This window comes from Streptomyces mayteni, from assembly GCF_054783955.1.
In genome coordinates, this window is sequence record NZ_BAAGPR010000043.1 from 11,478 (window position 1) to 37,805 (window position 26,328).

Below are 26,328 nucleotides of genomic sequence, written 5' to 3' on the forward strand. Positions count from 1 at the left end.
ACTCCCACACACTGGAGGAACAATGGATGAGATGGTCCTGGCGGCTCAGCGATGGGTCAACGCGACCTACGCGGGCGTCAACGGTTACAACCGATGCCCGGAGGACGGGAGAACGGGTTGGGCCACCATGTACTCGTTCACCCGGGGCCTACAGAAGGAGCTGGGCATCACCGCGCTGTCCGACAACTTCGGCCCCACCACACTGAGCCGCCTGGAGGCCAGGGGAGCCGTCGGTCCGAACGAGACGAACGCCAACATACGGATCATCGTCCAGTACGCCTTGTTCTGTAAGGGGTACTGGGGCGGCGACGGCCGCGGCACCTGGGACGCGCTCACCCAGAGTTCCGTCCGCGACCTCAAGCAGAACGCCGGTCTCACCGACACGACGACCGTCGTACAGCCCAAGGTCTTCAAGGCCCTGCTGACCATGGACGCCTACGTGCTCACGCCCGGTGGATCCGAAGCGGTGCTCAGCATCCAACGCTGGCTCAACGGCCGCTACTTCCACCGCGCGCAGTTCTATCTGATGCCCTGTGACGGCCACTACTCGCGCGACGTCCAGAGATCGCTGATCTACGGGATCCAGTACGAGATCGGTATGTCCGACGACGTGGCCAACGGCGTGTTCGGCCCCGGCACCCAGGCCGGGCTGCGGGCCAACACCCTGAGCCAGGGGGACTCCGGCGTCTTCGTGCGGCTCTTCCGCGCCGGGATGGTGTTCAACGGCGCGTCGCAGACCTTCAACGGCGAATTCGACACGGCACTCGCCGAGGAGGTCGACAGGTTCCAGCGCTTCTCGGAGCTCCCGCACAACGGGCGCGCCGACTTCGCGACCTGGGCCCAACTGCTGGTGTCCACCGGCGACCCGACCAGGGCCGCCACCGGCGCCGACGCCATCACCTCCGTCACGCCGGACCGGGCCAGAACCCTGTTGTCCAACGGCTACCGGATCATCGGTCGGTACCTGGACGAACGACCGAGCAACAACCCGCTCAACAAGCAGATCCAGAGCGGCGAGCTGGCGACCATCTTCGCAGGCGGACTGCGGGTGTTCCCGATATCGCAGTACTACGGGGGAGAGGTCGGCTACTTCACCTACGCCCAGGGATACACCGATGCCCAGGACGCGCACACCGCCGCCGCCCGATACGGTTTCGACGCCAGTACGGTCATCTACTTCGCGGTGGACTACGACGCGACGGACGAGGAGATCGACTCCAACATTATTCCCTACTTCAAGGGCGTCGTCGCCGGGTTGCGCGGGAAGGGAAGACGGTACCGGCACGGCGTCTATGGCTCGCGCAACGTGTGCATCCGTGTGACCGAGGCGACCGACGCGCGCTGGTCCTTCGTGAGTGGGATGTCCACCGGATTCAGCGGGAACATGGGGTTCCCGTTGCCGAGGAACTGGGCCTTCAACCAGATAGCGGAGATCTCGATAGGTTCCGGCGCCGGGGCCATGGGGATCGACCGCAACGTGTGGCGAACGGGAACCGACGCGGGCACCGATTCCGTCGGCAATGTCGGCTCCAGCGTCGACCAGTTCATCTCCTGGATCAACGAGGTATACGGCCTGGCGCTCGACTACGGCCATGGGGATCCAAGTCTTAGAGTGCTCGAATACCTCCGCGCCGACGGCTACAACTCCGTCGACTGGTGGGCACTGTTCGGATTCATCGACGTCCAGTTCGTTGACTACGTGAACGCCTCCGGGTTGCGGCGGATGACGCACTTCCGGGATCCGACCGCCGGCGATCTCTATGACGTCAGCCACTTCGGCGCCTCGTGCAACGGCGTGCTCCTCAAGGGGATACCGGAGAACAGGCGCAGCATCAACGAGGCGGATTTCGGTAGTTGGGTCGGAGACTGGATCACCTTCTACAAGAACTGGGACGCGGTACGCGGCACCGGCATATCGGGATTCGACTACTGCCGGGAGCAGTTGGCCAACATCGAAGGCGGAACCTCCTTCGGCAACAGTGACATGACCGCCGACATCGATGCCCTGGAGATCGGGTCGGCCATCAGGTTCGGCGCCACCCTGCCGGAGGAGATCCAGCGTGTTTTCGGCAGCGGGGGCCAGCATCAGAACCGGTTCAGACAGTTCTACCTGAACCGGTTCGCCGACGACATGGCGACATGCCACGATGCTGCCAGAGAGGCTTTGGTCGGCGACCTCGGCCTCATCATGAACACCGGGCGCAGCGAATTACTCGAAGGCACCGCGGTGAAACCCTGGAACATCCCCGAAGCGGAACTGGAGGATTTTGTCAGCGGTTTCGAGACGGTCCTGAGGCTGCGTCGCGCCGATGAACCCCGCCGTAGACTCCGGGCATGGCCCCTCGGATGACGCACTTATTACTCGCCTGGTCAAGGAGAGTGTTGCTGGGGATCAGCATCGTCACGATCCCACTGGCCCTGCTCTCCTTCATGATCGGCTTTCAAGTCCCCTCCAAGTTCTCGGACGAGGTGCGGACCGATCAGTGCCGATCACAGCTCGGGCTGGACGTGGCGCCGCCGACGACCGAGCCCGTCGAACTCTCCTCCAGGTTCCCGCCGCCGATCGGCGTCTGCACCTGGCCCGACGGAACCACCGTCGAGGTGCGCTACCAGTTCGTCGACGACCGCACGCTGCGCCTGCTGTCCATCGCCGCGGCCGCCGGACTGCTGTCGTGGCTCGTCCCCCTCGCCGCTCAGCGCGCGTCGAAGCCGTCCGCGCGCCCACCCGGGCGCCGACCCGAAGGGAAGCCATCCCCATGACCGCGAACACGAGCGGACCGTCACGCCGACGCATGATGACCACCACCCTCGGACTCGCCGGCGCCTCGGTGCTCTGGAGCGCCGGAGCCGGCCGTCCGGCCTTCGCCGCTTCCGGGTCCGTGTCCGGGGCCGCGCCCGACGACGCGTGGCGGAACGAAGCCAGCCTCAACGGTTGGCCGGTCCTCCCCGAGGCGGACGTCCACCGGATCCAGGGCAGTGGCCTCGACGTCACCCTGCTGTCGGGCGACGTGTCCACGGTGCTGCTCCACGTCGCACGCCGCTTCCACTACGAGGTGCACGAACTGCGGCGGAACGAGGTGCTCGGGCATCACACCGACCGCGCGGTGGCCCAGCCGTACGAGAGCAACCACCTGTCGGGGTCGGCGATCGCCCTGAGGCCCGGCGCGTACCCCGTCGGGGTCCGCGGCGGACTCTTCCCCCAGCAGCTGGCCGCCGTGCGGCACATCCTGGCCGAGTGCGAAGGGGTCGTCCGTTGGGGCGGTGAGGAGACGGTCCCGAAGGAGAGCCACTTCCAGGTCGACGTCCGCCCCGGCGACGCCCGCCTCACCCGGCTCGCCAGGACCATCCGGCGCGACGCGGCCACCCCGGGCAGGGGAGCCGGCGCGGTCAACCAGCTGGTGCCCGTCGGCTGATCTCCCACCGGCCCCGGTACGTATGTGATTCTCCCCACTCGCCCGCCGCCCCCGACCGTGGCCACGTCCGCCCGGTCGGGGCGACGTACCATGGCGGACGAGGCCGGTGCCGCGTCCTGCCGGTGCCGTCGCCGGACAGCTGGCCGGGCGGACGTCAGGCGTCCTCGACCCGCCGCCTCGTCCTCACGACTCCGGGAGAAGCCCCCAGCCATGCCTACGCGCCATGACATCCGCAATGTCGCCATCGTCGCCCACGTCGACCACGGCAAGACCACGCTGGTCGACGCCATGCTGCGGCAGGCGGGAGCCTTCGCCGCGCACCAGCATGTCGACGAGCGCGTGATGGACTCGAACGACCTGGAGCGCGAGAAGGGCATCACCATCCTCGCGAAGAACACCGCCGTGCGGTACCACCCCAAGGGCGGTGGCGACCCGGTCGTCATCAACATCATCGACACCCCGGGCCACGCCGACTTCGGCGGCGAGGTGGAGCGCGGCCTGTCCATGGTCGACGCCGTCGTGCTGCTCGTCGACGCGTCCGAGGGGCCGCTGCCGCAGACCAGGTTCGTGCTGCGCAAGGCGCTTCACGCCCGGCTGCCGGTGATCCTCTGCATCAACAAGACGGACCGTTCCGACGCCCGGATCTCGGCCGTCGTGGACGAGACCTACGACCTGTTCCTCGACCTGGACGCCGACGAGGACCAGATCGAGTTCCCGATCGTCTACGCCTGCGCCCGCGACGGCATCGCCTCGCTGACCCAGCCCACCGACGGCACGGTGCCGGCCGACAGCGACAGCCTGGAGCCGTTCTTCTCGACGCTGCTGGAGACCGTGCCGGCCCCCGTCTTCGAGGAGGACGCGCCGCTCCAGGCGCACGTCACCAACCTGGACGCGGACAACTTCCTCGGCCGGATCGCGCTGTGCCGGATCAAGCAGGGCACGCTGCGCAAGGGCCAGACCGTGGCCTGGCTGAAGCGCGACGGCAGCTCGCACAACGTCCGGGTGACGGAGCTGCTGATGACGGAGGCGCTGACCAGGAAGCCGGCCGAGGTGGCGGGCCCCGGCGACATCTGCGCGGTGGCGGGCATCCCGGAGATCATGATCGGCGAGACGCTGGCCGACCCGGAGAACCCGGTCCAGCTGCCGCTGATCACCGTCGACGAGCCGGCGATCTCGATGACCATCGGCACCAACACCTCGCCGCTGGTCGGCCGGGGCGGCAAGGGCCACAAGGTCACCGCGCGGCTGGTCAAGGACCGTCTCGACCGTGAGCTGATCGGCAACGTGTCGCTGCGGGTGCTGCCGACGGAGCGGCCGGACGCCTGGGAGGTGCAGGGCCGCGGCGAGCTGGCCCTGGCGATCCTGGTGGAGACCATGCGCCGGGAGGGCTTCGAGCTGACCGTCGGCAAGCCCGAGGTGGTCACCAGGGAGGTCGAAGGCAAGGTCCACGAGCCCGTCGAGCGGATGACGATCGACGCCCCCGAGGAGCACCTGGGCGCGATCACCCAGCTGATGGCCACCCGCAAGGGCCGCATGGAGACCATGACCAACCACGGCTCCGGCTGGGTGCGCATGGAGTTCCTGGTGCCGTCCCGCGGCCTGATCGGCTTCCGGACGGAGTTCCTGACCGAGACCCGCGGCACCGGCATCGCGCACAGCATCTTCGAGAAGCACGAGCCGTGGGCCGGCGAGCTGCGCACCCGCAGCAGCGGCTCGCTGGTGGCCGACCGCTCGGGCGTCGCCACCCCCTACGCCATGATGAACCTCCAGGAGCGCGGCACGATCTTCGTCGAGCCGGGCACCGAGGTGTACGAGGGCATGATCGTCGGCGAGAACTCCAGGTCCGACGACATGGACGTCAACATCACCAAGGAGAAGAAGCTCACCAACATGCGGGCCGCCTCGGCGGACAACACGGAGAACCTGGTGCCGCCGCGGAAGCTCTCCCTCGAGCAGTCCCTGGAGTTCTGCCGTGAGGACGAGTGCGTCGAGGTGACGCCGACCGAGATTCGCATCCGCAAGGTGGTGCTGGACCAGCGGGATCGCGCCAGGGCCACCTCCCGCGCCAAGCGCCTCTGAGCGCGCCGCGGCGGGTGGTCGGGCGGTGGCTGGCGGGCGGCGTGGGTTCGCCCCCGTTCGGCCGGGAATCGCCCTCACCTCGCCGCGGTGGCCAGCCCACTCCGCCCCGTCCCGTCAAGCGATTTGCGGTGTTCCGGGTCGCCCTCCTCGTCCGGTATTCGGACCGTTCGGCTTGATCCGCGTCACATCGGTTCGGATACCGGTGAGTAAGGTTCACCGATTTGTCCGGTTTTGGGGGTTGTCACCTTCTCATCTTCATCAAAATGAAATGGGCTATCGGTGGATGAGACGAAGGTTTATGCGCAACAGTTGTGGGCATTGCGAACCGGACGCGGGTAGACCTCCGCGGGCCGGGGTTCCTTAAGCAGTGAAAGTGGACTCCAAGGAGGCAACCCATGCGTGGTGCACGCAGCGCCAAGTGGGTCGTGAGTGCGATAGTCGTGGCCATGGCGGCGACCGCGTGCGGCGGCGACAGCGACGACGACGGCGGGAGCGGCGGCGCCTCCGGTGACGTCAACGCCGACGGCATCGTCCGGATCGACGGCGGTGAGCCGCAGAACCCGTTGCTCCCGACGAACACCAACGAGCAGTACGGCGCTTTGGTGGTCCAGAACGTCTGGTCCAAGCTGCTCGACTTCGACGACAACGGTGAGATCTTCATGGTCGCCGCCGAGTCCGTCGAGGCCAACGAGGACAACTCGGTCTGGACCGTCACCCTCAAGGACGGCTGGACCTTCCACGACGGCACGCCGGTCACCGCGCAGAGCTACGTGGACGCCTGGAACTGGGCCGCCAACGTCCAGAACGAGCAGAACAACAGCTTCTGGTTCGCGGACATCGTCGGCTACGAGGACGTCCACCCGGAGGAGGGCGACCCGGCCGCCGACACGATGTCCGGGCTGCAGGTCGTCGACGACCTCACCTTCAGCATCGAGCTGAGCAACCCGGTGTCGTACTACGACTACAAGCTCGGCTACGACGCGTTCACCCCGCTGCCCGAGTCGTTCTACGACGACCCCGAGGCGTTCGGCGCGAACCCGATCGGCAACGGCCCGTACCAGTTCACCTCCTGGACCAACAACCAGTCCATCGAGCTGACCCGCTACGACGACTACTCCGGCGAGGACGCCGCCCAGAATGGCGGCATCGAGATCACCGCCTACACCGGCCTCGACGCCGCCTACCAGGACCTGCTCTCCGGCAACCTGGACGTCATCCGCCAGGTGGACCCGCGGGACCTGCCGGTCTACCAGGACGACCTCGGCGACCGCGCCATCGCCCAGCCCTACAACGGCATCCAGACCATCGTCCCGGTCTGGTACAACTGGCCGGACACCGACCCGCAGGTGCTCCAGGGCGTCTCGATGGCGATCGACCGGGAGACCATCACCACCACGGTGCTCAACGGTTCCCGTACCCCGGCCGACAGCTTCGTCGCCCCCGGCGTCTACGGCTACCAGGAGGGCGCCTCCGGCGGCATCACGGACTACGACCCGGAGCGGGCCCGTGAGCTCGTCGAGGCGGGCGGCGGCATCCCGAACAACGAGATCACCATCCAGTACAACGCGGACGGTGGCCACCAGGAGTGGGTCGAGGCGGTCTGCAACAACCTGATCGAGAACCTCGGCGTCGAGTGCGTCGGTGACGCCAAGCCGGACTTCGCGACCGACCTGGAGGCCCGCGAGGCCGACGAGGTCGTCAGCATGTACCGCGGTGGCTGGTTCCAGGACTACCCGCTGATCGTCAACTTCACCAAGGAGCTCTACGCCTCCTACGCGCAGAGCAACTACGGCCGCTTCAACAGCCCCGAGGTCGACGAGCTGTTCGCCCAGGGCGACGCCGCCCCGACGCTGGACGAGACGGTCGCCGCCTACCAGGAGGCCGAGAGCGTCCTGTGGGAGCAGATGCCGGCGATCCCGCTGTGGTACCAGAACGTGAACGGTGGCTACTCGGAGAACGTCAGCAACGTCCGCTTCAACTCCGCGGGCCAGCCGGTGCTGACCGAGATCACGGTCAACAACTGAGCCACACGGCCAGGCACCAGCAGCGTTAAGGGGGCCGACGGGCCGTTCCGGGAGGGAACGGCCCGTCGGCCCCGCCGACTGACATGGAGGAACCATGGGGCGCTATGTCGTACGACGACTGCTCCAGATGATTCCGGTGTTCATCGGGTCCACGTTCATCGTCTTCATGATGATGTACGCCCTGCCCGGTGACCCGGTTCGGGCCCTGTGGGGCGAACGCGCCCCGGACGAGGCCCAGATGGCCGCGATGCGCGAGAACCTCGGCCTGGACGACCCGATCCTGGTCCAGTACTGGCACTACCTCACCGGACTGCTCCAGGGCGACTTCGGCACCCAGATCGCCAGCAGACGCGAGGTGATCGACGTGATCTCCGACGCGCTGCCCGCCACCCTGAGACTCACCGTGCTGGCCTTCGCGATCACGGTCGTGGTCGGCGTCGGCATGGGCCTGATCGCGGGCCTGCGGGCGGGGAAGTTCTCGGACCGCGGGATCCTCTTCGTCACCCTGCTGCTGATCTCCGTGCCGGTGTTCGTGCTCGGCATGATCTACCGGACCTACTTCGGCGTCCGCCTCGGCTGGGTCACCCCCACCGTCCAGGACTCGGAGAACTGGGGACAGTTGTTCCTCCCAGCGGTGGTACTGGCCTCGATCTCGCTGGCCTACGTGGCGCGCCTCACCCGCACCTCGATCGTGGAGAACCGGCGGGCCGACTACATGCGTACCGCCAAGGCCAAGGGCCTCACCCAGCGCCGCGCCGTCGGCGTGCACCTGCTGCGCAACTCGATGATCCCCGTCGTCACCTTCCTCGGCGTCGACCTGGGCAACCTGATGGCGGGCGCCATCGTCACCGAGGGCATCTTCAACATCCACGGGATCGGCGGCGCCGTCTACCGCGCGCTCAACTCCCGCGAGGGGTCGACGGTCGTGGGCATCGTCAGCTTCATCATCCTCGTCTACCTCGTCGTGACCCTGCTTGTCGACCTGCTCTACGCGGTCCTGGACCCGAGGATTCGCTATGCCTGAGTCCGAAGAAGTCAAGGCAGTCACCAGCGACGTGGCCATCCCGGACCAGGCGGGCCCGGTGCCCGTCGCCGTCGTGGAGGGCCCCACGGTCGTGGAGGCCGGCCCCGCGCCCGGCAAGCCGCACAGCCTGTGGTCGGACGCCTGGCACGATCTGCGCCGCAAGCCGAGCTTCCTGATCTCGGCGCTGATCATCCTGGCGCTGCTGGTGATGGCGGCCTTCCCCGGCCTGTTCACCGGCACCAGCCCACGGGCCGCCGACCTCACCAACAACTACCTGCGGGATCCCCAGCTCGGCCACATCTTCCAGGGCGACTGGCTCGGTTACAACCAGCAGGGGCAGAGCGTCTACGCGCGGATGATCTACGGCACCCGCGCGTCGATCATCATCGGCATCTCGGTCACCGCGATCGTCTTCGTCCTCGGCAGCCTGATGGGCATGCTGGCCGGCTACTTCGGCGGGTTGCTCGACACCCTGCTGTCCCGGCTCACCGACATCTTCATGGGCATCCCGTTCCTGCTGGGCACCATGGTCATCCTGGTCTCCTTCGACACCAGGACCGAGTGGACCGTCACCTTCGCGTTGGCCTTCCTCGGCTGGACCACCATCGCCCGTGTGATGCGCGGCTCGGTGATCTCCGTCAAACAGTCCGACTACGTGGCCGCCGCCCGCTCGCTGGGCGCCGGCACCTGGCGGATCCTGCTGCGGCACATCCTGCCCAACGCCATCGCGCCGGTGATCGTGGTCGCGACCATCGCGCTCGGCGGCTACATCACCTCCGAGGCGGTGCTCTCCTACCTGGGCATCGGCCTCTCCGAGCCGGCGATCTCGTGGGGCGGCGACATCAACCGGGCGCAGGACCAGATCCGGGTGGCCGAGCACATCCTGCTCTTCCCCTCGATCCTGCTGAGCATCACCATCCTGTCCTTCCTGATGCTGGGTGACGCCGTGCGTGACGCCCTCGACCCCAAGCTGCGCTGAGGGAGTGACGCGCGTGTCTATCGAAGTCACCGAGGCCGAGGTTCCCGGCGTGCCGCTGCTCGAAGTGCGGGACCTGCACGTGGAGTTCCGCACCAGGGAAGGTGCGGCCAAGGCCGTCAACGGCGTCAGCTACACCGTGGACGCCGGCGAGACGCTGGCCGTGCTCGGCGAGTCGGGCTCCGGCAAGTCGGTCACCGCCCAGACCATCATGGGCATCCTGGACACCCCGCCGGGCAGGATCACCGGCGGCCAGATCCTCTTCCGCGGCCAGGACATGCTCGCCATGTCCGAGGAGCAGCGCCGGCGGATCCGCGGCGACAAGATCGCCATGATCTTCCAGGACGCGCTCTCCGCGCTCAACCCCGTGCTCTCCGTGGGCTTCCAGCTCGCCGAGATGTTCCGGGTGCACCGCGGCATGTCGCGCAAGGACGCCAAGGCCAGGGCCATCGAGCTGATGGACCGGGTGCGCATCCCGGCGGCGAAGGAGCGGGTCAACGACTACCCGCACCAGTTCTCCGGCGGCATGCGGCAGCGCATCATGATCGCGATGGCGTTGGCCCTCGAGCCGGACGTGATCATCGCCGACGAGCCCACCACCGCCCTGGACGTCACCGTCCAGGCCCAGGTGATGGATCTCCTCGCCGAGCTCCAGCGCGACTTCAACATGGGGCTCATCCTGATCACCCACGACCTGGGCGTGGTCGCCGACGTCGCCGACAAGATCGCGGTGATGTACGCGGGCCGGATCGTGGAGAACGCCCCGGTGCGCGAGCTCTACAAGCGGCCCGCGCACCCGTACACCAAGGGCCTGCTCGACTCCATCCCGCGCCTCGACCACAAGGGCCGGGAGCTGTACGCGATCAAGGGCCTGCCGCCCACCCTGACCGCCATCCCCTCGGGCTGCGCGTTCAACCCGCGCTGCGCCATGGCGCAGGACGTCTGCCGCGGTGACATCCCGCCGCTGGCCGACGTGGCGGAGCAGGACGGTGCCCCGATCGGGGGCCGGACCAGCGCCTGCCACTTCTGGAAGGAGACGATCCATGGCTGAGCCGACTCGTGAGCCCATCCTTCAGGTGCGCAACCTGGTCAAGCACTTCCCGCTCACCCAGGGCATCCTCTTCAGGCGGCAGATCGGCGCGGTCAAGGCCGTCGACGACGTCTCGTTCGAGCTGTACCAGGGCGAGACCCTGGGCATCGTCGGCGAGTCGGGCTGCGGCAAGTCGACGGTGGCCAAGCTCCTGATGAACCTGGAGAAGCCCACCGCGGGCCAGATCCTCTACAAGGGCGAGGACATCTCCAAGCTGTCGGGCCGCGCCCTGAAAGCCGTCCGCCGCAACATCCAGATGGTCTTCCAGGACCCGTACACCTCGCTGAACCCCCGCATGACGGTCGGCGACATCATCGGGGAGCCCTTCGAGATCCACCCCGAGGTGGCGCCCAAGGGCGACCGCGAGAAGAAGGTGCGGGAGCTGCTCGACGTCGTCGGGCTCAACCCGGAGTACATCAACCGCTACCCGCACCAGTTCTCGGGCGGTCAGCGGCAGCGCATCGGCATCGCCCGCGGCCTGGCCCTGAACCCCGAGATCATCATCTGCGACGAGCCGGTCTCGGCGCTCGACGTGTCGGTGCAGGCGCAGGTCATCAACCTGATGGACCGGCTGCAGAACGAGTTCGACCTCAGCTACGTGTTCATCGCGCACGACCTGTCGATCGTCCGGCACATCTCGGACCGGGTCGGCGTCATGTACCTGGGCAAGCTGGCCGAGGTCGGCACCGACACCGAGATCTACGACCACCCGACCCACCCCTACACCCAGGCCCTGCTGTCGGCCGTGCCGCAGCCGGACCCGGAGGGCCGGGACTCCCGCGAGCGGATCATCCTGGCCGGCGACGTGCCGTCCCCGGCCAACCCGCCCTCGGGCTGCCGCTTCCGCACCCGCTGCTGGAAGGCCGAGGCCCGCTGCGCCGAGGAGGCCCCGGTGCTGGCCATCCCGACGCGCTTCGCGTCGGAGGAGTCGGGCGCCTCCCACCCCTCGGCGTGCCACTTCGCCGAGGAGAAGGACGTCGTCCACGCCTGACCCGGCCCCGTCGTTCCCGCCCACCCACCCGTTCCCGGGTGGGTGGGCGGCGGCGCGTTCGGCCCTCACCCGTCGACCTCTTCGACGCGGGTCAGCTCGTCGGCGTCTGCCGTCCACTCCCACCCGCTGCCGTCCACCGGACGCAGGTGGGCCTCGCGCCGGACGATCCGGCCGGTCCCGCGTGCCACGTACTCGAGCACGGCATCGAGCCGGCCGACGCGACCGGTCGAGTCCCTGACCCTCATACCGATCAACTCGTGCGTTCCCCACCGCAGACAGCTGTCGTGGTTCATCGCCGCTCCCCGTCCCGGAGTTCCGCCAGGAGGCACCCCAGGAGGGCGCCCGCGTGCGTCGTCGGCGTGCGGTGCGGTTCCAGCCGGCTGAGCCAGCGGCGGCCACAACACGCGCGCCGCCCGTCCGCCAGGGTCAGATCGGGCGCCGGCAGCTTGCTGCTCCCGCCGAGACCGACGCAGTACACGTTGCGCAGCTCCCGGCGGTGAGACGGCCAGACGGCCGCGGTGCCCGGCGGGACCAGGAACTCCACCGTTTCCCGCGCCGGCACCTCAAGCACCGGCCCGATCGCCGCGACGTGGTACGGGAGTTGAGAGAGAACCGTCAGCCCCACCGGACGGGAGACGCGGACCGTGTGCCACACCCGGCCGGCGGGCACCGACACCGCGCGCCGCCAGGCCCAGGCGTCGAGAACAGCCTCTTCGCACGCCCCGGCCGCCACCGCCCAGGCGACGGCCACCGTTACGTCTCCGCCGACCGGGCCGGCCGGCGGACACGTGTGGCAGACCCGCACGGCCCAGCCGAGGCACCCGTCCTGAGTGAGGGTGTAGGCGTGGCCGCCGGGCCGGAGTTCGCGCGTGGAGCCACATCGGGCGCACTCGCGCCCGTCGAGCCGCCGCTGTATCGCCGCCGTGACGTCGCCCAACTGCGAGAAGAAGGAGAGCAGATCAGGGGTGCTCGCGTAGGTGCTCATCTTGATGCCCGCGGCCATGGCCGCCTCCCGCCGTTACACGTCGTGGATGGCGTCATGATGGCGGAAGATCCTACTCAGTAGGAGTTACTTTTTGAGATCTCACCTCTTCGAGTGATCGGCGCGACATCACGGCAACGCCCTGCGTACGCTCGGTGCTTGATCGGTATGGGTGCGGCGAGGAGGAGATGTAAATGAGTCAGACACCGGTGGGACCTGCTGGCCGCATGCAGATCGCTCGGGGCCTGCTCGCCCTGCGCGAGCGCGCCGCACTCACTCAGGGGCAGGTCGCGGAACGCGCCGGATGCTCCAAGGCGACGGTCGGCCGGTACGAGGAGTGGCAGGACCGGCGAGCCGTCAAGTGGGCGACGGTCAGGGCGATCGCCGAAGCGTGCGAGGCCACCGCCGAGGAGCGCGACGCGTTGGTCGTGATGGCCCGCGAACTTGCGGCCGGTTGGTGGGTCGGCAATCCGGCGGTGCCGCCCTGGCTCGACCCGCTCGTCTCGTTCGAGGAGATGGCTGCCTACGAGCGGATCGTGGCCAACACCATCATTCCTGGGCTGCTCCAGACTCGGGCGTACGCCACCGCCGTGCTTCGCGGACACGGTGTTGACGGTGAGGCTCTGGAACATGAGGTCGACGCCCGCATGCGACGGCAGGAGCGGTTGGACAAGGGGCTGAGCCTGTGGGCGATCCTGGACGAGGCCGTACTTCGGCGCCTGGTGGGCGACGAGGAGGTCATGGCCGAGCAGATCGCTCACCTGCACGAGGTCGCGCGGCAACCGACCATCGACATCCAGCTCCTGCCGTTCGATTCAGGACCGCCGGCCGGGCTCGGGCAGTTCCTGATCCTTGGGCGGGACGATGAGCGTGACCCTCGCAACAATATGGCCGTGGTGTATTTGGAGTTGCCTCGCAGAGGCGTCTACCTCGACGATCCAGGGGATGTCACCGCCTACAAGACGATGTTCGACCGACTGCGTGCCCAGGCCGCTGGGTCGGCGCAGATCACCCGCCTACTCACCACCATCCGACAGGAGTATGAACGATGACCCGTCCCACGTCCGAAGACCTCGCCACGGCCGGCTGGTTCAAGAGCAGCGCCAGCGCCGCCCAGAACGAGTGCGTCGAAGTCGCTCGCCTCGGCCGTACCTGGGCCGGCATCCGTGACTCCAAGAACCCGGAGCACGCCGCTCTCATAGTGCCGGCCGGGGCATTCGCCGAGCTCGTCGCCCTCGTGTCGAGGTAAGCCCCAACCGACCCGTGAGCGAGGCCACCTCCCCTGGGAGGTGGCCTCCGCCGTTGTCTCGTTTTCCCGCTTCGGTCCTCCGCACCACGGGAACGCTTCCGTCCATGGGCTTACTCACGACCAAGGCGTACTGGACGGACGCCCCCGACTTGCCGGGCCTCAAGATTCGTCGGGATGACAACAGAAACCGAAGCGAAATCCGGTGGGGCAATCCCGTCGACGGCGGCAACCAGAGCGGCTACGACTTCGAGGGGCATGGCACCAGTGGGGAACTCGGCGGGGACGATTTCCCGCTGGGCACTTTCACGCACCACAACTACCCGATCATTCTGGGCTCCTTCGAGAAGTTCTCGCTGACCCTTCAGCTCCAGGTGTACTTCCAGGACCATGACCTCCTGCATGAGTGCAGGCTGGTCTTCGATCACGACGAGACGCCCAACGTGGGCGACCACTGGAACGATCAGGTCACCCTGCCGGACGTTCACCCGGACGACGCCAAGGTGCACGTCAACGGCGTCGAGTACACGGTGACCATCACCGGCTTTCTGGTGGGTAGCGGGGCGCACAAGACGAAACAGCCTTCTTTCGACACCCCCGAGGGCGAGGAGCTCAGCGCCAAGATCTTCGCCCGGTTCAAGCAGACTGGTCCGCAGGGATCCTGAACGGACAACCCGCGGCGATCCCGCTCACCGACCCAGGACGAGGTCGACGTCGGCCAGTTGGGTTTCGGTGAGCGGGCCCTTCGCGATCGCGCGAAGGGGGGCGCGCCGAACCGCCCGCACCGACTCGTCGTCGACCCGACCCCAGCCGAGCGGTTGTCTGTCGGCGGGCCGCCACGCTAGGAGCTGGAGCGCACACGAGGGCAACCCTCGCGGACGCCCTCCGCTCAATAGCGAGGCATGTTCGGGATGGCCTTCTCTGCGAGGTCGATGAGCGCCTGAACCCTGGGTAGGTCAGTGGTGATCTCCTCGGAAGTCACCGCCGGTGATTCGGAGGATCGGTATTCGACCTCGTTGCGGCGGGCTCGCATGCGGTTGAACGGCCGCAGGATCGCGCCGAGTGGTGGGTCGAGTTGGGCCCGCACGGCTTCGTAGACCGCTCGATGGCCGCCTCGGCTGGTGACTCGTAGCCCCTGATTCTGGAGGACGGCGGCGAGTGCTCTGCGCGCCGCGTCGTAGGCCAGGGTGTAGGCGCCTTCCGGGTCTGACGTGAGAAGTGTTTCCGCCGACGCGAGATGTGTGCGGCTGCGCGCGAGTTCCGCTTCGGCGGCCGGGCGTGAGGCGGGCACGCATTCCAACTCGCCGCCGGCGATCATGGCGTCGATCGTTGAGCGTCCCTGGTTCCACTGGGCCATGGTCAGTTCCTACGTGTCAGATCGAGTTCGACGAGCGGGCGCTCGCGAACGCTGGCGAGGAAGGGGTCGCTCCCGGGACTCTCCCAAGCGTCAGCGGAGATTCGGTGCGCGTTCACGTCCCGCCGTAGCCGGCGTCCGGCGTTTTCGACCGCGTCGAACAACTCGTCCGGGTCGGGGCTGCCGATGACGAGCACGTCGACATCGGCCGGTGGAGGGCCCGGGTCGCCTCGGTAGCGCGCGGCCCAGGAGCCGTAGAGGTAGGCACGCTCCACACCTGCCATGTCGCGCAGCGCATCGGCCACGAGTTGGAGGGGGCCGAACGACACGGCGATCAGATCGGTGAGCGGGCGCGCCAGCGGGGTATCGAGTCGCGCGGTCACCAGTCGTGCCCGCCCGACGTGTCGATCTGACACGATGCCGGCCTCCACGAGGCGTCCGACCTCGCGCTGCACGGCCGTGTGCGACGCGCCGAGTTGACGGGCCAGATCGGTGAGAGTGAACTCTGTTTCCGGGTGGAGCAGAACCAGAGCGAGCAGGTCTCCCTGGAGACGAGAGCGCAGTAGGGGGAGGAGAGGCGGGGAAGTCTTCATTGAGCGCACAATAAGCTGCGTCCAATGATTATTTCAATGTGTCGCCAAAGGGTTACCCAGCGTCGTTGCCGGGTTCGGTCGGCGGCAAATCCCTACCCCGTGGGGCGGAAGCGGCGGAGACTCGTCCCATGGCTGAGATGGGGGCGTTCCGGGAGGCGGTCATCGGGTGGGCGGCCGGTGGCCCGGGCGAGCCCGCGCGGGAGCTGGCCGCGCGGTTGCCGCTCAGAACGGCCGTGCTGCTCGAAGGGCCGAGCGACGTCGCGGCGCTCGACGCGCTGACCGAGCGCCGCGGCCGGGACCTGGCGGCCGAGGGGGTTGTGAACAGGTTGCGATCGATGGCACTTGAGCGTGTTCTGGCGCGCATGAGCGAGCCTCCGGGTGGTGGCGGACAATCGTCCCTGGGCGGGGAAAGGGAGTTCTTGCGTCGAATGGGTGACCTTGGCTGGTGGTGGTCGTTGGGTGTGGTGACGGATTTCTGTGACACCGGGGTGGGGGTGGCGGGGTGGGTGGGCTGCGGGAGGTGGCGGCGCCGTTCGTGGTGCCCGGTCCTTCGGGTGTCGCGATCCGTACCCGTCTCAAGCATCTGAGTGCCGTGGACGAGGAGGTTCTGCGTCTGGTCGGCGATGCGCTCGGTTCGCTCGCTTCCCGTGATCTCACAGCGCGGTGTTCGGCCGGGCTGGAGCACGACAGTGAGCGGTGGGCCGAGCGCAAGCGCGTCCTGACCGGGGAGTCCTCCTCCCGCTGGGCGGGCAGCATCACCAGGGCCACTCATGATCAGTGGGCGCTGGCCCGGCGTGGCCAACTCGCGCACATCCAGAGCCTGCGAGCCGGGATCGAGGCGATCACCCATCGGCTGTCCCGGCCCGTGGGTGAGAAGGGCACCAAACAGGCGCCGGGCGGCTACCGCAGTACGGGGGAGTGGCATGCGAAGAGGCGCCGCCTGGGTGTGCTCGAAGACCGGCTCCACGTGGTGCGGGCAGAGTGGGAGGCCGGGGTCGTGCGCGTGGTGCGCGGCGGGAAACGGCTGCTGAACACCCGCCACCACCTGGAAGAGGCGCGGCTCACCGAGGAGCGGTGGCGCGCCCGGTGGCGGGCCGGGCGCCGGTTCCTCGCCGCGGACGGCGAGTCCGGCAAGAGGTTCGGCAACGAGACCATCCGCGTCACCCCCGACGGCGAGGTCTCGGTCAAACTCCCCACACCGCTGGCGCGTCTGGCGAACGCCCCGCACGGCCGGTACGCCCTCACCGGCCGCGTGGCGTTCGCGCACCGGGGTGAGCAGTGGGCCGACCGCGTCACCGCCAACCGGGCCGTCGCCTACCGTATCCACGAGGACACCGTCCGCGGGCGCTGGTATGTGACCGCGTCCTGGACCATCCCCCCGGCCCGCACGGTGCCGATTCAGGGGGCCCGCACCGGTGGTCTGATCGGCGTCGACACCAACGCCGATCACCTGGCCGCCTGGCGCCTCGACCGGCACGGCAACCCGTGCGGCGAACCCCGCAGGTTCTTCTACGACCTGTCCGGCACCGCCTCCCACCGGGACGCCCAGGTGCGGCACGCCCTGATCCGCCTGCTGCACTGGGCCGCCCGGTACGGACTGAACATCGCGATCGAAGACCTCGACTTCGACGCGGAGAAGACCCGCGAGAAGCACGGCAGACGCAAGCGGTTCCGCAAGCTCATCAGCGGCATGCCCGTCTCCAAGCTGCGGGCGCGACTGGTCAGCATGGCCGCTGAGCTGGGGATTACCATCGTCGCGGTCGATCCCGCCTACACATCCAAGTGGGGCGCGCAGCACTGGCACAAGCCCCTCACCACCACGAAGCGGGCCACCACGCGGCACGACGCCGCGAGCGTGGCCATCGCACGGCGCGCCCTCGGGCACCGTATCCGGCGACGGACGACACCGCCCCACACCCACCAGAGCGATGGGTGTGGGCATCGGACCGCCCAGGCCGGACACGACGCCCGGGGGCGTGAGGAACGCCGCCCCCGCATCCCCGGACCACGGACACGATCCGACGGCGCTGGGTGCGTGGTGAAAGCGGCCGACCAGTGTGCCCAACACCGTTCGGGGCACACGGCTGAGCACGGGTTCTGGCAACAGGACTCACTCCCACTCAGTCTCTAGGAACGGTCTGTGTCGTGCCGATGGGCGGCGCGATGAGCGTCGGGCGCTTCGCTGGCCTGCTCGGGCCGGCTGGCCTCGGGCTGCGCCTCACGGGGCTGTGCGACGAGGCGGAGCGCGGCTACTACGCGCGGGGCTGGGAGCGGGCCGGCGCGGGGCCTCGGGGCATCTTCGTCTGCGCGGCCGACCTGGAGGACGAACTGATCCGGGCGTTGGGCCAGGACCGGGTGACGAAGCTGGTCGGGGCGGAGGGCGACCTGCGCGCCCTGGAGACCTTCCTGCGCCAGCCGGCGCAGCGCGGGCGCACCGCGCAGCGGCAGCTGCGGCGCTTCCTCGGCACCAAGAAGGGCCGCAAGATCCGCTACGGCCGCCTCCTCGTGGAGGCCCTCGACCTCGACCGGGTGCCCGCGCCGCTCGACGGCCTGCTCACCAGCCTCTGACCGCCGGGGTGTTCGGTGTCGGCCCGCCTCACCCACCGGCGCCCTCGGCGGCGCCGGCGGTGCGGGCCGCCTCCTCGACGCGGCCGCGGTGGGCCTCCCAGGCCGCCCGGTCGTCGAACGGCATGTTGTCGTTGCCCTTGGACAGGCCGGCCGTGCCGTCCATCAGCTCCCGGACGATGTCCGCGTGGCCGGCGTGCCGCGTGATGTCGCTGATGACGTGCACCAGGACGCGGTGCAGCGTGACCGCCCGCCGCTCCTCAGGCCACCACGGGACGTGGCCGACGGCGTCGAGCGGCAGCGCCTCGATCGTGGCGTCCGCGTGCTGCCACGCGCGCCGGTAGAAACCGACGATCTCCTCGCGCGACTCCTCGGCCGTGGCCCACATGTCGGCGTTGAGCTCGGCGCCCTCCCCGTACCAGGCGGGCGGTGGCCCCGCGACGAAGTACGGGCGGTCGAAGGTCTCGCCGAAGTAGCCGAGCTCCACCCCGGCCGCGTGCTTGACCAGGCCCAACAGGTTGGTGCCCGTGGGGGTGAGGGGGCGGCGGGCGTCGTACTCGGAGAGGCCCTCCAGCTTCCACAGCAGGGCGTCGCGGGCGGACCGCAGGTAGCGGACGAGGTCCGCCTTGGGGTTCGGTTCGATCACGTCGTGCAGTGTCGCACCCACCACTGACATTTCCGGCGGCCCGCCGCCCCGTCGGTCAGTGCTCCTGCGGGGCCGGCTCCAGGACGAAGACCGGGATCTCCCGGTCCGTCTTCTTCTGGTAGTCCGCGTAGGGCGGGTACGCCTCGACGGCACGCTCCCACCACGCGACCTTCTCGTCCCCGGTGACCTCGCGCGCCAGCATGTCCTGCCGCACCGGCCCGTCCTGGAGCTCGACCCGGGGGTCGGCCACCACGTTGTAGTACCAGACCGGGTGCTTCGGGGCGCCGCCAAGCGAGGCGACGACGACGTAGGCCCCGTCGTGTTCCACCCGCATCAGCGGGGTCTTGCGGATCTTGCCGCTCCGCGCGCCCAGGGTGGTCAGGATGACGACCGGCAGGTCGCGCAGGGCCGGGTCCTTCACCCCGCGGAACCCCAGCGTCGTGGCCTCCGCGCCGGCTGAGCCCTCGTACCGTTCCACCTGGTCACGCACTGACTGGTCCGTGCTCGGCTCGTACTCGCCCTTGAGTGGCATCGTGCCCCTCTCCGTGTCGTCGTCGGCGTCCTCGGTCACCGGAACACGGCGACCGAGGCGGTCATTCCCGGTAGGACACGGCTACCAGACGGAGCGTCAGGCCCCGTCGGGACGAGGCCGGTGGTGGACGTATTCGACGCTGGTTCCGTCCGGGTGGCGGGCGGAGAAGCCGGCGCCGGTGGGGACCGGCTGGAGCGGCTGCCAGATCTCCGCGCCGGCGGCCACCAGCCGGTCGTGGTAGGGGCGGACATCGTCCACCAGCAGGGTTCCCGGTGTCCCGCGGTACGGGGCCAGATCCTCGGTCGAGCCCTCGATCAGCAGGAACGAGCCGACCATGGCGAGCCGCAGCGTCCGGAACGAGAAGCGGCCGTCGGCTGGCACGCCCGTCAGGCGCTCGTAGAAGGGGATGGCGGCCTCAAGGCGGCCGGGCTCCAGGAAGACCCGGATGAACACCCGAGGCTGGGCGAGGTCGGACGAGTCGTTGCGGGTGCGCCAGAACAGTTCTTCGGTCATGCGGGCAGCCTCGCCGGCCCGGGCGCGGGCCGGAAGGTCACCGTTCATGGGGTGAGTGGGACTCATAGGATCGTCGGCATGGAGGTCGAGGCGCTGCGCCGTGAGTTGGGTGCCCATCTGCGGGCGCACCGCGCGCTGGTCAGCCCTGAGCAGGCCGGGCTCCCCGGCGGCGGCCGGCGCCGGGCCCCCGGGCTGCGGCGGGAGGAGGTGGCCGCGCTGGCCGGGGTGAGCCTGGCCTGGTACACCTGGCTGGAACAGGGGCGGGTGGCCGTCTCGCGGCAGGTCGTCGACGCCGTCTGCCGGGCGCTGCGGATGCCGTCGGACGCGCACCGGCACGCGCTCGCCCTGGCGGGCTTCCGGCCCGCCGAACCCGCCGCCGGGGACCGGGCCGTGGCTCCCGCGACGCGGGCGCTGATCGACGGCTGGCCGGACAGCGCGGCGCTGGTGCTCGACGAACGGTTCGACATCCTGGCCTGGAACGCGGCCCACCGCCGGCTCTGGGGCGACCCGGCGGCGGTGCCGGCCGAGCGCCGGAACCTGCTGCTGCTCCTGGCGGCGGCCCGCGACCGGCTGCCGCCCGCCGACGCGGAGCCGCTGCTGCGGGGGCTCTTCGAGCACTTCAGGGCCACCACAGGCCGCGCGCCAGGACATCCGCGGACGGCCGAGATCGTGCGGCTGCTCACCGCCGAACGCCCCGACGTCGCCCCCTGGTGGCAGTGCCGCGCGGTACGGGACTTCCCCGCGACCACGGCGACCGTGACGGGCGCCGGCCGGCTGACGTTCACCCTGCTGCGCCCGGTGGCCGAGCCGGACCGCTACCTCCTCGCCCAGACGCCAGACCGCCCGGTTCGGCCGGCGGGTTAGGGTGGGGCCGATGAATTGACGCCTGCCCGGACGACCCCGGGCGCCCCCGTGACTCCTTCGTTCGTCGCGTTCTCGATCCACGACCCACGCACCACGAAGGAGTCCTTCCCATGACATCCCCTGCCCCGTCGACCCCCATCGACGTCCCCGCCGCGTTCGCCGCGTCCTACGGCGCGCACGGCGCCGCGGAGCGGGCCTGGCTCGCCGAACTGCCGCGGCTCGGCGGCGAACTGCTCGACCGCTGGGACCTGCGGCCCGACGGGGCCTCCGCCTTCGGTATGGCCTCGCTCGTGCTGCCGGTGCGCCGCGCCGACGGCACGCCGGCCGCGCTCAAGCTCCAGCAGCTCCGCCCGGAGACCGCCGGCGTCGCCGCCGGCCTGCGCGCCTGGGGCGGCGCCGGCATCGTCCGGCTGCTCGAGCACGACGAGCCGAGCAGCTGCCAGCTCCTCGAACGACTCGACGCCGCCCGGCCGCTCTCCACGGTGCCCGACGAGCGCGAGGCGCTGCGGGTCGTCGCCGGGCTGCTGGCCCGGCTCACCGCGGTGCCGGCGCCGCCCGGCGTCCGCCGGCTTGCCGACATCGCGACCGACATGCTCGACCAGGCGCCGGCCGCCGCGGCGGCGCTCGCCGACCCGGCCGAGCGGGCGCTGCTGCGGGACTGCGCGGCCGCCGTCGCCGAACTCGTCGGCGAGGCGGGCGACCGGCTGCTCCACTGGGACCTGCACTACGACAACGTGCTGGCCGCCGAGCGCGAGCCCTGGCTGGCCATCGACCCGGAACCGCTCGCCGGCGACCCGGGGTTCGACCTGCTGCCCGCCCTGGACAACCGCTGGGAGGAGGTCGTCGCCGGCGGCGACGTCGCCCGCGCCGTCCGCTACCGCTTCGACCTGCTGACCGAGGCCCTCGACCTGGACCGGCACCGCGCCGTCGGTTGGACGCTGGGCCGCGTCCTGCAGAACAGCCTCTGGGACGTCGAGGACGGCAAGCCCGCCCTCGACCCGGTCCAGGTCGCCATCGCCCACGCCCTGTCGCCGGGCACGGCCCGCTGAGCCCGGGCGTCCCGCGGGGCGCGGGGCGCGGGTCAGCCGCGGCCGCTGCCCAGGATGACGGTGCGCCAGGTGAAGCCGTCGGCCGAGAGCCGGTAGTGGCCGGGGTTGGTGAGGTCGGTCAGCAGGTAGCCGGCCGGGGTGACCTCGGGGCGCTCGGGCGGTGATCCCGGGCGGCTGATCGTCCAGTCCTGGCCGTCGTTCTCGCTGCGGTAGATGGCGTCGGACGCGTACATCAGCAGGCTGCCGTCGGCCGCCGCGATCGGGGTGCCGAGGACGGTGCGCGGCGTGGTGCCCGGGTGGTACGTCCAGACCGGGTCCCAGGTCGCGCCGTCGTCCGTGCTGCGGTGGACGGCCAGGACGCCGGTGCCCTCGCCGGCCCTGGCCGTGCCGCTCTCGAAGGCGTACAGCGCGTCGGGCCCGGCGGCCAGGGTCTGTGAGGTGACGCCCGCGGTCGTCGGCAGCGGCAGCCGGTCCCAGCTGCGGCCGCGGTCGTGGCTGACGACCATGGCCCGGCGGCCGGTCGCCGGGTCGACGCCCGAGGTCCAGAACGCGCCGTCCGGGAGGATGCCGGGCCAGCCCAGGTTGTTCAACGCGGGCTGCCCGGCCAGCCGCCGGTACTCGGCGGATTCCGGCATCAGCACCTCGAGCCCGTCCTCGTCGGCCGTGAGGATCGCCTCCTCGGGGATCTCCTCGACCGTGCCCGCGGCGTTCGTGCTGGTGGCCGGCCGCCAGTTGCGGGCGCCGTCGGTGGTGACCCAGTGCCGCTCGACGCCGTCGTCGAGGATGGCGGAGATCCGGGCGACGCCGGGGCCCGCCGCCTCCAGGGAGTGCGGCACGTCGCGGCTGTCGCCGGCCGGGATCGGGGTGTCGCGGACGACCCAGCCGGCGCCGTCCTCCAGGACGGCGACCCGGTAGGCGCAGCGTTCGGCGCCCTCGGCGTCCGGCGCCCCCGCCGGCTCGGCGGCGCACTCGGTGACCAGCGCGAAGGCGTTCGCCTCGTCGACGAAGCGGAGCGAGAACGCCTGCCCTGGCAGCTCGGTGCCCGAGGGCACGTCCGGCGCTTCCGCCGACGGCTCGGGCGTGGGATCGAGGGAGGGCGGCGGTGTCTCGGTGCCCTCGCGGTCGTCGTTTCGGCTCTGCCCGCTGCCTCCTGGTGAGGTGCAGCCGAGCAGGGTGGCGGTCGCGGTGAGGAGAACCATCGGTATAACGATTAACCCGCTGCGCATGCTCGGTAGATACCCATTCGCGGCGTCCGGCAAATGGGGGGTTCTGGGCAACTCTTCGCATAGATCAGGACAGAAAAGCCGACTTATAGCGAGAGCAAATGATCTTATGTGCTCGAATGCGGTTTGCCGGTCGTGCCCCGATATTCGTCGGAGCCTGCTGATACCTGTCGATTCCTTCGATACCCGCGGTCGAGGAGGCGTCCCATGCTCGGAAGGACCCGCCGGAACCGCGCGCTGGCCGGCGCCCTCGTCATCGCCGCCGCGGTGGCCGGCCCGGCCTGCGGGGGCGGCTACGGCTCGGGCGAGGGTCCTGCCGGGGTGGTCAGGGCCTCCTGGGGCGACCCGCAGCACCCGCTCGAGCCGGCCAACACCAACGAGGTGCAGGGCGGCAAGGTCCTCGACATGATCTTCCGGGGCCTCAAGCGCTACAACCCCGAGACCGGCCGCGCCGAGGACGCCATGGCCGAGTCGATCACCACCACGGACCAGCGGAACTTCACCGTCACCATCGAGGACGGCTGGACCTTCGGCGACGGCACCCCGGTGACCGCGCGGAGCTACGTGGACGCCTGGAACTACGGCGCCCACGTCGACAACGCCCAGGTCGCCAGCTACTTCTTCCAGTTCATCGACGGCTACGACGAGGTCCACCCGACGGAGGAGGGCGACCGGCCGACCGCCGACACCCTCAGCGGGCTGCGGGTGGTCGACGACCGCACCTTCACAGTCCGGCTCAGCGAGCCCTTCTCGCTCTGGCCCGACACCCTCGGCTACGCCGCCTACGCGCCGCTGCCCCGCTCCTTCTTCGAGGACCACGACGCCTGGCTGGCCAAGCCGGTCGGCAACGGCCCCTACCGGATCGACTCCTACCGCAAGAACCAGTCGATGAAGCTGGTGCGCAACGAGGAGTACGCGGGCGCCGACCGGGCCAGGAACAAGGGCGTCGAACTCCGCGTCTACACGGACAACAACACGGCCTACACCGATCTCCAGGCGGGCAACCTCGATCTGATCGACGACGTGCCGGCGGCCCAACTGGCCAACGCCGAGCGCGACCTCGGCGACCGGTACCTGAACCGGCCGGCCGGGATCATCCAGGCCGTCGCCTTCCCGCTCTACCACGACGACTGGCGCGGCGAGGACGGCGCGAAGCTGCGCCGCGGCCTCTCCATGGCCATCGACCGCGCGGCCATCACCAACCGGATCTACCACGACACCCGCACCCCGGCCTCCGACTTCACCTCGCCGGTGCTCGGCGCCGAGGGCGGCTGGCAGGAGGGCCTCTGCGGGGAGGTCTGCGAGTACCACCCCGACCGGGCCAGGGAGCTGATCGAGGAGGCGGGCGGCCTGCCAGGCGGCCGGGTCACCCTGACCTCCAACGTCGACACCGGCTCGCACCGGCAGTGGATGGACGCCGTCTGCAACAGCATCAACAACGCCCTGGACGACACGGGCGCCTGCACCGTCGAACCGGTGCCCACCTTCGCCGACTTCCGCAACCGGGTCGGCGACCGGAAGATGACCGGAATGTTCCGGTCCGGTTGGCAGATGGACTACCCGTTGATCCAGAACTTCCTTCAACCGATCTACTACACCGACGCCTCGTCCAACGACTCCGGCTACCGGAGCGACGAGTTCGACGAGGCGGTGGACCGGGCCAACGCCAGCCCGGACGAGGCCGGCGCCGTCCGGGCCTTCCAGGACGCCCAGGGCGTGCTGGTGCGCGACCTGCCCGCCATCCCGCTCTGGTACCAGAACGGCACGGCCGGCCACTCGGAGCGGGTCAGCGACGTGCGGCTCAACCCCTTCTCGGTGCCGGTCTTCACCGACATCCGGGTGAGCTGAGGCGCCGTGGCACGCTACCTGGTGAGACGACTGGCGCAGATGGTCCCGGTGTTCCTCGGCGCCACCTTCCTGATCTTCGTGATGGTCTACGCGCTCGGCGACCCGGTCACCGCGCTCTTCGGCGACCGCGGCCCCGACCCGGCCACCGCCGCCGCGCTGCGCGCCGAGTTCCACCTCGACGAGCCCGTGTGGCGGCAGTACCTGCTCTACATGGGGCAGATCTTCTCCGGCGACTTCGGCACCGCGTTCAACGGGGAACCCGTCACCGACCTGATGGGCCGGGCGTTTCCGATCAGCTTCCGGCTGATGGTGATCGCCCTGGTGCTCGAGATGATCCTCGGCATCGCCCTCGGCGTCGTCACCGGGCTGCGGCGCGGCCGCTCGCTCGACACCTCGGTGCTGATGCTCACGCTGGGCGTGATCGCCGTGCCGACGTTCGTGCTCGGCACCACGGCCCAGTACCTGTTCGGGGTCCGGCTCGGCTGGTTCAGCCCGGCCGTCAGCCCCGACCCCACGATCCGCGAGCTGCTGCTGCCCGGGCTGATCCTCTGCCTGGTGTCGCTCGCCTACGTCACCCGGCTGACCAGGACCTCCGTCGCCGAGAACGCCCGCGCCGACTACATCCGCACCGCCGTCGCCAAGGGCCTGCCGCGCCGCCGGGTGACGGTCCGCCACCTGCTGCGCAACTCGCTGATCCCGGTGGTCACCTATCTCGGCGCCGACATCGGCACGTTGATGGCCGGCGCCATCGTGACCGAGCGGATCTTCAACATCCAGGGCGTCGGCTTCCAGCTCTACCAGGGGATCCTCCGGCAGAACTCGGCGACGGTGGTCGGCTTCGTGGTGGTGCTCGTGCTGATCTTCCTGCTGGCCAACCTGCTCGTCGACGTCCTCTACGCCGTGCTCGACCCGAGGATCCGCTATGCCTGATGACCTGCCGGATGACCTGCCGGTCGGGCCCGCAGCGTCCGACTCACCGTCGTCCCCGGACGGCACGTCGCCGTCGCCGTCGCCTGCGGCGGGCGGGCCCGACGGTGCCGAGCCGCCGCCTGCGGCGGCTCCGGCCGATGCCGGCGCTGTGCGACCGGGTGACGGGTCGTCGGCCCCGACGCCTGCGGCGGGCGGTGCCGGTGCGTCCGGCTCGTCGTCGCCTGACGGCCCGGAGGTGTCGGCGCCGGCACCTGTCGCGGGCGGGGCCGATGACGGCGCTGTGCCGCCGGGCGACGGGCCGCCGGCGCGGCCGGTGCCGGTCGGGCCGGGCCCGTGCGACCTGTCGCCGATGTCGGTGGCCGCCTCAGCCGCCGTACCGCCGGACG

The 26,328-nt window shown here is 69.9% G+C and carries 25 protein-coding genes and 2 pseudogenes; 19 read left to right on the plus strand and 8 right to left on the minus strand.

Annotation, left to right across the window (positions count from 1 at the left end; all coding sequences use genetic code 11):
• Positions 1-22: 22 nt before the first annotated feature.
• The 9 genes from ACYVPE_RS19765 to ACYVPE_RS19805 all read left to right on the plus strand — a co-directional run bounded on the left by ACYVPE_RS19765 (position 23) and on the right by ACYVPE_RS19805 (position 11,597).
• Positions 23-2,350: a glycoside hydrolase domain-containing protein gene (locus tag ACYVPE_RS19765; RefSeq protein WP_461034974.1), complete on the plus strand. Its 2,328-nt coding sequence runs from the start codon at positions 23-25 to the stop codon at positions 2,348-2,350.
• A 32-nt stretch (positions 2,351-2,382) separates the two neighbouring features.
• Positions 2,383-2,760: a hypothetical protein gene (locus ACYVPE_RS19770; protein WP_461034975.1), complete on the plus strand. Its 378-nt coding sequence runs from the start codon at positions 2,383-2,385 to the stop codon at positions 2,758-2,760.
• Entirely contained in the window at positions 2,757-3,413 is a 657-nt protein-coding gene (locus ACYVPE_RS19775) for a hypothetical protein (RefSeq protein ID WP_461034976.1), read from the plus strand. Before ACYVPE_RS19770 ends, ACYVPE_RS19775 begins: the two co-directional genes overlap by 4 nt.
• 210 nt (positions 3,414-3,623) lie before the next feature.
• Positions 3,624-5,492, plus strand: coding sequence for a translational GTPase TypA (gene typA, locus ACYVPE_RS19780; protein ID WP_461034977.1), 1,869 nt, complete (start codon positions 3,624-3,626; stop codon positions 5,490-5,492).
• Positions 5,493-5,887: 395 nt separating this feature from the next.
• The gene (locus tag ACYVPE_RS19785; protein WP_461034978.1) at positions 5,888-7,516 is read left to right on the plus strand and encodes a peptide ABC transporter substrate-binding protein; all 1,629 of its coding nucleotides are present in this window, start codon (positions 5,888-5,890) and stop codon (positions 7,514-7,516) included.
• Between the two features lie 94 nt (positions 7,517-7,610).
• Positions 7,611-8,540: an ABC transporter permease gene (locus tag ACYVPE_RS19790; RefSeq protein WP_461034979.1), complete on the plus strand. Its 930-nt coding sequence runs from the start codon at positions 7,611-7,613 to the stop codon at positions 8,538-8,540.
• Positions 8,533-9,519 carry an ABC transporter permease gene (locus tag ACYVPE_RS19795; RefSeq protein WP_461034980.1) on the plus strand — a complete coding sequence of 329 codons (987 nt, stop codon included), beginning with the start codon at positions 8,533-8,535 and terminating at the stop codon, positions 9,517-9,519. Before ACYVPE_RS19790 ends, ACYVPE_RS19795 begins: the two co-directional genes overlap by 8 nt.
• A gap of 13 nt (positions 9,520-9,532) precedes the next feature.
• A complete protein-coding gene (locus tag ACYVPE_RS19800; RefSeq protein WP_461034981.1) occupies positions 9,533-10,567 on the plus strand; it encodes an ABC transporter ATP-binding protein in 1,035 nt (344 codons plus the stop codon).
• Positions 10,560-11,597 (plus strand): ABC transporter ATP-binding protein, encoded by a 1,038-nt coding sequence (locus ACYVPE_RS19805; RefSeq protein WP_461034982.1) that lies wholly within the window; start codon positions 10,560-10,562, stop codon positions 11,595-11,597. The genes ACYVPE_RS19800 and ACYVPE_RS19805 overlap by 8 nt, the downstream gene beginning before the upstream one ends.
• A 65-nt stretch (positions 11,598-11,662) precedes the next feature.
• Here the strand turns inward: ACYVPE_RS19805 and ACYVPE_RS19810 are convergent, their stop codons facing one another.
• Together ACYVPE_RS19810 and ACYVPE_RS19815 are read right to left on the minus strand one after the other, a co-directional pair.
• Positions 11,663-11,890: a hypothetical protein gene (locus ACYVPE_RS19810; protein WP_461034983.1), complete on the minus strand. Its 228-nt coding sequence runs from the start codon at positions 11,888-11,890 to the stop codon at positions 11,663-11,665.
• A complete protein-coding gene (locus tag ACYVPE_RS19815) occupies positions 11,887-12,600 on the minus strand; it encodes a hypothetical protein (protein WP_461034984.1) in 714 nt (237 codons plus the stop codon). Before ACYVPE_RS19815 ends, ACYVPE_RS19810 begins: the two co-directional genes overlap by 4 nt.
• Before the next feature lie 173 nt (positions 12,601-12,773).
• On the opposite strand from ACYVPE_RS19815, the gene ACYVPE_RS19820 reads away from it, so the two are divergent.
• The 3 genes from ACYVPE_RS19820 (at position 12,774) to ACYVPE_RS19830 (ending at position 14,490) form a co-directional block, all read left to right on the plus strand.
• Positions 12,774-13,631, plus strand: a complete 858-nt coding sequence (locus ACYVPE_RS19820) for a helix-turn-helix domain-containing protein (RefSeq protein WP_461034985.1) — start codon at positions 12,774-12,776, stop codon at positions 13,629-13,631.
• The gene (locus ACYVPE_RS19825; protein ID WP_461034986.1) at positions 13,628-13,828 is read left to right on the plus strand and encodes a DUF397 domain-containing protein; all 201 of its coding nucleotides are present in this window, start codon (positions 13,628-13,630) and stop codon (positions 13,826-13,828) included. The genes ACYVPE_RS19820 and ACYVPE_RS19825 overlap by 4 nt, the downstream gene beginning before the upstream one ends.
• A 104-nt stretch (positions 13,829-13,932) precedes the next feature.
• Positions 13,933-14,490, plus strand: coding sequence for a choice-of-anchor K domain-containing protein (locus ACYVPE_RS19830; RefSeq protein ID WP_461034987.1), 558 nt, complete (start codon positions 13,933-13,935; stop codon positions 14,488-14,490).
• A 224-nt stretch (positions 14,491-14,714) separates the two neighbouring features.
• Here ACYVPE_RS19830 and ACYVPE_RS19835 read toward each other — a convergent pair whose 3' ends face one another.
• Both ACYVPE_RS19835 and ACYVPE_RS19840 read right to left on the minus strand, forming a co-directional pair.
• The gene (locus tag ACYVPE_RS19835; protein ID WP_461034988.1) at positions 14,715-15,182 is read right to left on the minus strand and encodes a hypothetical protein; all 468 of its coding nucleotides are present in this window, start codon (positions 15,180-15,182) and stop codon (positions 14,715-14,717) included.
• A gap of 2 nt (positions 15,183-15,184) precedes the next feature.
• The gene (locus ACYVPE_RS19840; RefSeq protein WP_461034989.1) at positions 15,185-15,772 is read right to left on the minus strand and encodes a MarR family transcriptional regulator; all 588 of its coding nucleotides are present in this window, start codon (positions 15,770-15,772) and stop codon (positions 15,185-15,187) included.
• 128 nt (positions 15,773-15,900) lie between these two features.
• Here ACYVPE_RS19840 and ACYVPE_RS19845 point away from each other — a divergent pair.
• The 3 genes and pseudogenes from ACYVPE_RS19845 to ACYVPE_RS19855 form a co-directional block, all read left to right on the plus strand.
• Positions 15,901-16,089: pseudogene (locus tag ACYVPE_RS19845) on the plus strand (ATP-dependent endonuclease); the annotation flags it as partial.
• A gap of 185 nt (positions 16,090-16,274) precedes the next feature.
• On the plus strand, positions 16,275-17,903 hold the full coding sequence (locus tag ACYVPE_RS19850; protein WP_461034990.1) for a nuclease/transposase family protein: 1,629 nt from the start codon (positions 16,275-16,277) through the stop codon (positions 17,901-17,903).
• A gap of 5 nt (positions 17,904-17,908) precedes the next feature.
• A pseudogene (locus tag ACYVPE_RS19855) lies at positions 17,909-18,340 on the plus strand (ATP-dependent endonuclease); the annotation flags it as partial.
• A 28-nt stretch (positions 18,341-18,368) separates the two neighbouring features.
• Here ACYVPE_RS19855 and ACYVPE_RS19860 read toward each other — a convergent pair.
• The 3 genes from ACYVPE_RS19860 to ACYVPE_RS19870 form a co-directional block, all read right to left on the minus strand.
• The gene (locus ACYVPE_RS19860) at positions 18,369-18,983 is read right to left on the minus strand and encodes a DinB family protein (RefSeq protein ID WP_461034991.1); all 615 of its coding nucleotides are present in this window, start codon (positions 18,981-18,983) and stop codon (positions 18,369-18,371) included.
• Positions 18,984-19,038: 55 nt separating this feature from the next.
• Positions 19,039-19,515, minus strand: coding sequence for a nitroreductase family deazaflavin-dependent oxidoreductase (locus ACYVPE_RS19865; protein WP_461035016.1), 477 nt, complete (start codon positions 19,513-19,515; stop codon positions 19,039-19,041).
• 96 nt (positions 19,516-19,611) lie between these two features.
• Complete coding sequence (locus tag ACYVPE_RS19870) at positions 19,612-20,028, minus strand: VOC family protein (RefSeq protein ID WP_461034992.1); 417 nt, start codon at positions 20,026-20,028, stop codon at positions 19,612-19,614.
• Positions 20,029-20,079: 51 nt separating this feature from the next.
• Here ACYVPE_RS19870 and ACYVPE_RS19875 point away from each other — a divergent pair, with 51 nt between their 5' ends.
• Positions 20,080-20,892: a helix-turn-helix domain-containing protein gene (locus ACYVPE_RS19875; RefSeq protein ID WP_461034993.1), complete on the plus strand. Its 813-nt coding sequence runs from the start codon at positions 20,080-20,082 to the stop codon at positions 20,890-20,892.
• 110 nt (positions 20,893-21,002) lie between these two features.
• Positions 21,003-21,941, plus strand: a complete 939-nt coding sequence (locus tag ACYVPE_RS19880) for an aminoglycoside phosphotransferase family protein (protein WP_461034994.1) — start codon at positions 21,003-21,005, stop codon at positions 21,939-21,941.
• 32 nt (positions 21,942-21,973) lie between these two features.
• Here ACYVPE_RS19880 and ACYVPE_RS19885 read toward each other — a convergent pair whose 3' ends face one another.
• Complete coding sequence (locus ACYVPE_RS19885) at positions 21,974-23,140, minus strand: WD40/YVTN/BNR-like repeat-containing protein (protein WP_461034995.1); 1,167 nt, start codon at positions 23,138-23,140, stop codon at positions 21,974-21,976.
• Between the two features lie 231 nt (positions 23,141-23,371).
• On the opposite strand from ACYVPE_RS19885, the gene ACYVPE_RS19890 reads away from it, so the two are divergent.
• On the plus strand, positions 23,372-25,012 hold the full coding sequence (locus tag ACYVPE_RS19890; protein WP_461034996.1) for a peptide ABC transporter substrate-binding protein: 1,641 nt from the start codon (positions 23,372-23,374) through the stop codon (positions 25,010-25,012).
• Positions 25,013-25,018: 6 nt separating this feature from the next.
• Entirely contained in the window at positions 25,019-25,942 is a 924-nt protein-coding gene (locus ACYVPE_RS19895) for an ABC transporter permease (protein ID WP_461034997.1), read from the plus strand.
• Positions 25,943-26,328: the final 386 nt, after the last annotated feature.

What these genes read in the sequence shown, in the direction of transcription:
- ACYVPE_RS19820 (WP_461034985.1), top strand. Translation starts at nt 12,774, where the DNA reads ATGAGTCAGACACCGGTGGGACCTGCTGGCCGCATGCAGATCGCTCGG.
- ACYVPE_RS19885 (WP_461034995.1), bottom strand. Translation starts at nt 23,140, where the DNA reads ATGGTTCTCCTCACCGCGACCGCCACCCTGCTCGGCTGCACCTCACCA.
- ACYVPE_RS19765 (WP_461034974.1), top strand. Translation starts at nt 23, where the DNA reads ATGGATGAGATGGTCCTGGCGGCTCAGCGATGGGTCAACGCGACCTAC.
- ACYVPE_RS19830 (WP_461034987.1), top strand. Translation starts at nt 13,933, where the DNA reads ATGGGCTTACTCACGACCAAGGCGTACTGGACGGACGCCCCCGACTTG.
- ACYVPE_RS19890 (WP_461034996.1), top strand. Translation starts at nt 23,372, where the DNA reads ATGCTCGGAAGGACCCGCCGGAACCGCGCGCTGGCCGGCGCCCTCGTC.
- ACYVPE_RS19870 (WP_461034992.1), bottom strand. Translation starts at nt 20,028, where the DNA reads ATGACCGAAGAACTGTTCTGGCGCACCCGCAACGACTCGTCCGACCTC.
- ACYVPE_RS19805 (WP_461034982.1), top strand. Translation starts at nt 10,560, where the DNA reads ATGGCTGAGCCGACTCGTGAGCCCATCCTTCAGGTGCGCAACCTGGTC.
- ACYVPE_RS19880 (WP_461034994.1), top strand. Translation starts at nt 21,003, where the DNA reads ATGACATCCCCTGCCCCGTCGACCCCCATCGACGTCCCCGCCGCGTTC.
- ACYVPE_RS19790 (WP_461034979.1), top strand. Translation starts at nt 7,611, where the DNA reads ATGGGGCGCTATGTCGTACGACGACTGCTCCAGATGATTCCGGTGTTC.
- ACYVPE_RS19795 (WP_461034980.1), top strand. Translation starts at nt 8,533, where the DNA reads ATGCCTGAGTCCGAAGAAGTCAAGGCAGTCACCAGCGACGTGGCCATC.
- ACYVPE_RS19785 (WP_461034978.1), top strand. Translation starts at nt 5,888, where the DNA reads ATGCGTGGTGCACGCAGCGCCAAGTGGGTCGTGAGTGCGATAGTCGTG.
- ACYVPE_RS19815 (WP_461034984.1), bottom strand. Translation starts at nt 12,600, where the DNA reads ATGGCCGCGGGCATCAAGATGAGCACCTACGCGAGCACCCCTGATCTG.
- ACYVPE_RS19825 (WP_461034986.1), top strand. Translation starts at nt 13,628, where the DNA reads ATGACCCGTCCCACGTCCGAAGACCTCGCCACGGCCGGCTGGTTCAAG.
- typA (WP_461034977.1), top strand. Translation starts at nt 3,624, where the DNA reads ATGCCTACGCGCCATGACATCCGCAATGTCGCCATCGTCGCCCACGTC.
- ACYVPE_RS19775 (WP_461034976.1), top strand. Translation starts at nt 2,757, where the DNA reads ATGACCGCGAACACGAGCGGACCGTCACGCCGACGCATGATGACCACC.
- ACYVPE_RS19840 (WP_461034989.1), bottom strand. Translation starts at nt 15,772, where the DNA reads ATGAAGACTTCCCCGCCTCTCCTCCCCCTACTGCGCTCTCGTCTCCAG.
- ACYVPE_RS19835 (WP_461034988.1), bottom strand. Translation starts at nt 15,182, where the DNA reads ATGGCCCAGTGGAACCAGGGACGCTCAACGATCGACGCCATGATCGCC.
- ACYVPE_RS19810 (WP_461034983.1), bottom strand. Translation starts at nt 11,890, where the DNA reads ATGAACCACGACAGCTGTCTGCGGTGGGGAACGCACGAGTTGATCGGT.
- ACYVPE_RS19865 (WP_461035016.1), bottom strand. Translation starts at nt 19,515, where the DNA reads ATGCCACTCAAGGGCGAGTACGAGCCGAGCACGGACCAGTCAGTGCGT.